We start from the raw sequence: 6,303 nt of genomic DNA, 5'->3' as shown, positions 1-6,303 counted from the left end.
ATGTCAGTCCTGCGATGCAGCAGCCCCGTCGCCACGATCAACAGGTCGAGAGCGCCATCTTGGGCAATCTGGCGACCTGCCTCGGCAAGCGTGTCGTTGTCCAATATGTCGATCGTCAGCCTAGTTACATTGGAATGGTGCGCCGCATAGGGCCGCCTGTTCCCGGCATAGATGCGGTCAAATCGCCCCGACGCCACGAGTTGATTCACAAGCGCGGCACCGATACCGCCGCTGCTTCCGATCACCAAGGCGCGCTTGACGCTCACATGCTGCTCCTCCCGGCCATGACGTCGGTCCGGCATCCCGACGCTCTTAATCGGCGGCAGCGCGATATCCCATATGCCTCAAAGGGAAGGTGGAGCGGTGGCTAGAAACCGGCCTCGACCGCAAGCCGGATCGCATCGGCCGTGGTTTCGACGCCGAGCGCGCGCAGCAGGGCAGCGCGGTGCATCTTGATTGTCCGCTCCGACAGCGAAAGCGAGAACGCGATCTGCTTGTTGAGCTGGCCGCTCGCCATCAGTTTCAGCACCTCGCGCTGCCTCGGCGAGAGCGCCTCGATCTGGGCGCGCGCTCGCGCGCTCCGTCCTCCAACCGCCTCGCCGGCCTCGTCGACCTCGATTTGCGAGCCGAGAAAATATTCGAGAGTGCCGCCGGGGCCAAAGATTGGCGCCACCATCACGGCATTGCGGAAGGGCGTTCCGTCCTTCCGGTAATTGAGGATCTCGACGAGCGCTGGCCTCTGCTCCCGGATGGCGGCCCGCAAGGTCTCGGTCAGTTCGGGCTCGGTGCCCTGCCCGGCGAGAAAGCGGCAATTGCGTCCAAGAATTTCCTCCGGCCCATAGCCGGTGAGCGCCGAGAAGGCAGCATTGCACTCGACGATCGGATTGTCAGGCAGGCGCGGGTCGCTGATCACCGCGGCGATCGGGCTGGCCGCGATCATTGTCTTCAATGACATATTATCTGCCTGCTCTCCCTTGGGTGCCCCAAGGGACATGTTGCGACACTTCCCCTCGCTCATGCAAGCCTGCGTCGATGACAATTGCGACGAACCGGAAAAAATTGCGCATGACGCCCAGCAGATTGACGGCACAGTCATGCTTACGGGCGGCCGGAGGACATCGAGCGAGCCCCCTTGGCGACCGCGAGGCCATGGTTTGATGCGGGTCGCGATCATCGGAGCGGGTATTTCGGGGCTAGCCTGCGCCAGGCGGCTGCGCGACGCCGGGCTCGAGGCGACACTCTTTGACAAATCCCGCGGAATCGGCGGCCGCCTCGCGACCCGCCGCGCCAATCCGGGCAATCCCGAGGTCGCATTCGATCATGGCGCAACGCATTTCACGGCACGCTCGGAAGGCTTTACCAAGCTCGTAGCAGCGTGGGAGAAGGCAGGCCTCGCCGCGCGTTGGCCGGCCGCCGGCGCGGACAGCTGGGTCGGCACGCCGACAATGACCACGCCGCTCAAAGCTCTCGCGGACGATCTCGATGTCCGCCTGTCGCGACCGGTGACCGCCCTTACCAAATCGCCCGCGGGCTGGACGCTCCACAGCGAGGCAAAACGGCTCGGTAAATATGATGCGGCGGTGATCGCCATCCCCGCCGAGCAGGCAGCGCCGCTTCTGTCGCTTCACGATTTCGAGATGGCGCGCGCCGCCATGGCGGTGCGCTACAATCCCTGCTGGACCGCGATGTTCGCCTTCGATGAGCGGATCGAGGAGCTTCCCGATTTCCTCCGCGGCGCCGGCTCGCTTGTGGTCGCTGCGCGCGACAGCGCGAAGCCCGGCCGCGCGCCGGGCGAGCGGTGGGTCGTGCAAGCCGACTGGACTTGGTCGGAGGCACATCTCGCCTGCGAGGGCGCGAGCGTGGCGCCAGCGCTTCTCGCCGAACTAGGCAAGATCGCCGGACGCGACTTGCCCACCCCAAGCCATATCGCGGCCCATCGCTGGCTATTCTCGCAGCCCTCGGGACAGGATATGAAGCTGCTCTGGAACCCTGCCATTGGTCTCGGCGCCTGCGGCGACTGGCTCTATCACGGCTTTGCCGAATATGCGTGGCTGTCGGGCCATGTACTCGGCGCGGCGATTGCGGCAGAGGCGCCGCGATGACGCGCGCGATCGTGATCGGAGCCGGCATCGGCGGCCTCGCCCTCGCCATCCGTCTCCAGTCGGCGGGCCTCGATACGCTGCTCGTCGAAGCGCGCGACCGGCCGGGCGGCCGCGCCTATGTCTTCGAGAAGGATGGTTTCACCTTCGACGCCGGGCCGACGGTGATCACCGACCCGGCCTGCCTAGCCGAACTTTGGGCGCTCAGCGGTCAGCGGCTCGGCCGAGATGTTGATCTCCTTCCGGTATCCCCCTTTTACCGGCTGAGCTGGCCCGACGGATCGACCTTCGATTATGGCAATGACAAGGAGTCGCTCGCCCGTCAGATCGCCGCGCTCGATGCCGCCGATGTGGCGGGCTATGAGCGGTTTCTCAGCTTTTCCGCGTCGGTTTTCGAGGAAGGCTATGTGAAGCTCGGCGCGGTACCGTTTCTCGATTTCCGTTCGATGCTGAAGGCGGCGCCCGCGCTCCTGCGGCACCGGGCCTGGCGGTCGGTCTATAAAACCGTCTCCGGCTATGTCCGGAGCGAGAAGCTCCGGGAAGCGCTATCCTTCCACACGTTGCTTGTTGGCGGCAACCCGATGGCGACGAGCAGCATCTATGCGCTCATCCACAAACTCGAGCAGGATGGCGGCGTCTGGTATGCGCGCGGCGGCACCAATCGGCTCGTCGCCGGCATGGCCGCGCTCTTCGAGCGCCTCGGCGGCACGCTGAGGCTCGGCGATCCGGTCGCCGGCATCGAAACCGAGAGCGACCGGGTGACGGGCATCGTGACGCGGAGCGGGTTCACCGCGCGTGCCGATCTTGTCGCCTCGAACGCCGATCTCATGCACAGTTACCGAGACCTGCTCGCGCATCCGCGCGGCAAGCGCGAGGCCAAGCGCCTTGCGCGCAAGAGCTGGTCGCCGAGCCTCTTCGTCCTCCATCTGGGTGTGCGCGGCACCTTTCCCGAGATCCCCCACCATATGATCCTGTTCGGTCCGCGCTATCGCGGCCTTCTCGACGATATCTACCGAAACGGCACACTCGCCGAGGACTTCTCGCTCTACCTTCATCACCCGAGCGCAACGGATCCGGGCGTCGCGCCCGCGGGTCACAGCAGCTTCTACGCGCTCGCTCCGGTTCCCCATCGCGGCCACGCCCCGCTCGACTGGGAGGTCGAAGGACCCAAATTGGCCAAGCGCATCATCGCTGAGATCGAGCGGCGTCTGATCCCGGACCTTGGCGAGCGGATCGTCACGCAAATCCAATATGCACCGCCGGACTTCGAACAGGATCTCGCCGCGCATCTCGGCAGCGCCTTCAGCCTCACGCCCACGCTGCTGCAGAGCGCCTATTTTCGAGGGCACAACCGCGACGCGCGCATCGAGAACCTCTATTTTACCGGCGCGGGCACGCATCCCGGCGCGGGTATTCCGGGGGTCGTCGCGAGCGCGAAGGCGACGGCGAGCCTCATTCTCGGCGACTTTGGGGTCGAGATCGCGGCCTCCCGCGACCCGGGTGCGCGCCACCGAATATTCTCCAGGCGCGATGACGCGGCAGGAGATGTCATGCCCGGCTGATCGCATCGACTTTCCGGTTCTGCCGGCGGCCAGCGCCTTGCGACCCACGCCTGGCCGCGGCGGGGGGCGGTGATTGCTCATCGCCGGGCGGTGCGACGCCACGTCGCACCGCCCAACCTTCCCCTTGCTCGCGCTCGCGCTCGCAAAGCGGCTCTTCATTGCCTGGGCTTCCCGAAAGGTCATCTTTTGCGGAGATCGGAGCCTGCCAGATGACGGAGCTCACGATCGCCCGCACCACAGCCCGTCAAAAAGGGAACCGCCGCCATGCCGCCCGCCATCTTGTGGCTCCGTCAGGACCTCCGCACCACCGACCATCCGGCCCTCCTCGCGGCGATCGCCGAAGGTCCGGTCATTCCGCTCTACATATTGGACGACGAGAGCCCCGAAACGCGCGCGATCGGCGGCGCGCAGCGCTGGTGGCTCCATCACAGCCTCGCCGCGCTCGATGCGAGCCTTCGCAAACGCGGCAGCCGGCTCGTCCTGCGCCGCGGCCCTGCCGCCGAAATAGTCGAACGCGTCGCGGCGGAAGCCGAGAGCACAAGGGTTCACGCGACCCGCTGCTACGAGCCTTGGTGGCGGCGCTGCGAAGACGCGCTGGACTCCAGGCTTGCGCTGCGGCTCCATGACGGCAATTATCTCGGGCCGCCCGAGAGTATCACCAATGCGCAAGGCGCCCGCTACCGCATTTTCACGCCTTGGTATCGCGCGCTTCTGGGGCGCATGCCGCCCGCCCTTCCCTATGCGGCGCCCGACCATATTCCGGCTCCCGACGTCTGGCCGGCGTCGGACAATCTTGCCGATTGGGGTCTGACCCCGACCAGCCCCGACTGGGCTAAAGGATTTGGCGACTGGCGCCCGGGCGAGAAGGGTGCATGGCGCGCGCTGCGCGACTGGCTGCCGCTTGCCGGCGACTATAAGACCCGCCGCGATTTTCCTTCGCTCCCCGCGACATCGCGGCTGTCGCCGCATCTTCATTTCGGCGAAATCAGCCCTCGGTCGATCTGGCATGCGCTCGGCGAGCGCGACGATGCGGGCGCCGAAACCTTTCGGTCGGAGCTTGGCTGGCGCGAACATGGCATCAACCTCGTCGACCAGATGCCCGATTATGGCGATCGGAACGGGCGCCCCACCTTCGATAATTTTGGCTGGCGGAGCGGCCCCGAAGCAGACCGGGACTTCGCCGCCTGGACCCGGGGGCGGACCGGCTACCCGGTGGTCGACGCGGGCATGCGCGAGCTCTGGCGCACGGGCTGGATGCACAACCGCGTGCGGATGGTCACCGCCTCCTTCCTCGTCAAACATCTGCTGATTGATTGGCGCCGCGGTGAGCGCTGGTTCTGGGATACGTTGCTCGACGCCGATCTCGGGTCAAATGCGATGAACTGGCAATATGTTGCGGGCACCGGCGTCGACGCGCCGGTCTTCTCGCGCATCATGTCGCCGCTGCTCCAGAGCGAGCGGTTTACGATGGGAGATTATGTCCGCACTTATGTTCCCGAACTTGCGCATCTGTCGGACGCCGAGATCACCGCCGCCCATGGTCAGGACGCGCAGGTGCCCACCTATCCGCAACCGCTTATCGGGCATGATGCGGCGCGGGCGCGGGCCCTCGCTGCCTGGGAAGCCCTGCGCGGCTAGCGAACGAGGGCCACGGCGCTAGTCGAAAGCGGCACTTGCCACGCCGTGGCTGTTATAGACGGGCCCTTCGCGCGACACCGCGAATTTGCGGCTCGACGACGCGCGCACACCAAATGCGCCGATATGCCCCAGCATTCCCCTGTATTGCGGCCCGGCCAGATGCGCTGCGAGCGTAACTTCGCCGTCCCATTCCTCGAACACGTGGATGCGCGTCGCCACATGCGGATCAAGGGTCCAGGCGTAAGCGAGACAACCCGGCTGGGCGAGCGCGCCTTCGATCCATCCGCGCGCACCCGCCAGCGCCTCTCCGCGCGTCTCGGGATCGATATCGATGACCGCCTGGATCAGGATCTTCATGCCTGCACCTCACCTTTTGAAAGCTGCGGCAACGGCCGAAACCGCCGCTCTGCAAACAGCCACCGGCCGTCGATCCGGCGGCAGACGTCGTCATAGATGCCAAGGGTCCGGTGAAGGGCGCCGTCGCGCAGGAAGATTTCCTCGGTGTAGGACCGCATGGCCGCGGTTTCACCATGGATCTCGATCGATCCGGGCCAGGCGCGAAAGACGATGTCGGGAAAGGCGCGCATCGCCGAGCGCCAGGTGTCGACAATCTTCGCCTTGCCCTCGAATATCCCGAACCCGGGAAGCGACCATCGGCCGCCTTCGTCCCAGGTCGCGGCCCAGGCTTCGCTGTCGGCACGGTTGACCGCGTCGGCATAGGCATCGAGCATCTCGCGAAGCGCCAGCCGGTCTTCGAACGATCCCTCAAACGGCATGGAAGCCCCCTTCTCGCCCGGGCGCGTCGATGGTCCGGCCTGCCGCCGGTTTGCCTGCGGCCGATCGGAGGGAGAACTGCCGATATCGCTAGGGTCAGGACCCATTGATTTGAGCAGGCCGCTGTGATTCAGGCTCACCGCGAGGAGCCTGAATGATGAGTGATTTGTATTGGCTGACGGACGAGCAGATGGCGCGTCTTCAGCCCTATTTTCCGAAGAGCCATGGCC

The 6,303-nt window shown here is 65.8% G+C and carries 7 protein-coding genes; 3 read left to right on the top strand and 4 right to left on the bottom strand.

The annotated features are described in order from the left end of the window. Both VHO04_RS08780 and VHO04_RS08775 read right to left on the bottom strand, forming a co-directional pair. On the bottom strand, positions 1–266 hold a 266-nt coding region (locus VHO04_RS08780; protein WP_329627971.1), incomplete at its 3' end, for an NAD-dependent epimerase/dehydratase family protein. A 101-nt stretch (positions 267–367) separates the two neighbouring features. After that, positions 368–955, bottom strand: a complete 588-nt coding sequence (locus tag VHO04_RS08775; RefSeq protein ID WP_329627970.1) for a PAS domain-containing protein — start codon at positions 953–955, stop codon at positions 368–370. A 202-nt stretch (positions 956–1,157) separates the two neighbouring features. Between VHO04_RS08775 and VHO04_RS08770 the strand changes: the two genes are divergently transcribed. From VHO04_RS08770 to VHO04_RS08760, 3 genes are all read left to right on the top strand, one after another. Next, a complete protein-coding gene (locus VHO04_RS08770; protein ID WP_329627969.1) occupies positions 1,158–2,102 on the top strand; it encodes an NAD(P)/FAD-dependent oxidoreductase in 945 nt (314 codons plus the stop codon). After that, on the top strand, positions 2,099–3,661 hold the full coding sequence (locus VHO04_RS08765; RefSeq protein ID WP_329627968.1) for a phytoene desaturase: 1,563 nt from the start codon (positions 2,099–2,101) through the stop codon (positions 3,659–3,661). The genes VHO04_RS08770 and VHO04_RS08765 overlap by 4 nt, the downstream gene beginning before the upstream one ends. Before the next feature lie 264 nt (positions 3,662–3,925). Further along, a complete protein-coding gene (locus tag VHO04_RS08760; RefSeq protein WP_329627967.1) occupies positions 3,926–5,299 on the top strand; it encodes a deoxyribodipyrimidine photo-lyase in 1,374 nt (457 codons plus the stop codon). 18 nt (positions 5,300–5,317) lie between these two features. Here VHO04_RS08760 and VHO04_RS08755 read toward each other — a convergent pair whose 3' ends face one another. Continuing rightward, positions 5,318–5,656, bottom strand: coding sequence for a putative quinol monooxygenase (locus VHO04_RS08755; RefSeq protein WP_329627966.1), 339 nt, complete (start codon positions 5,654–5,656; stop codon positions 5,318–5,320). Beyond that, entirely contained in the window at positions 5,653–6,075 is a 423-nt protein-coding gene (locus VHO04_RS08750; protein ID WP_329627972.1) for a nuclear transport factor 2 family protein, read from the bottom strand. The genes VHO04_RS08755 and VHO04_RS08750 overlap by 4 nt, the downstream gene beginning before the upstream one ends. Positions 6,076–6,303: the final 228 nt, after the last annotated feature.

The organism is Sphingopyxis sp. (assembly GCF_036261875.1).
Lineage (GTDB): Bacteria > Pseudomonadota > Alphaproteobacteria > Sphingomonadales > Sphingomonadaceae > Sphingopyxis.
The sequence above is the reverse complement of the archived record's forward strand: the minus strand, read 5'-3'. Positions and strand labels throughout refer to the sequence as shown.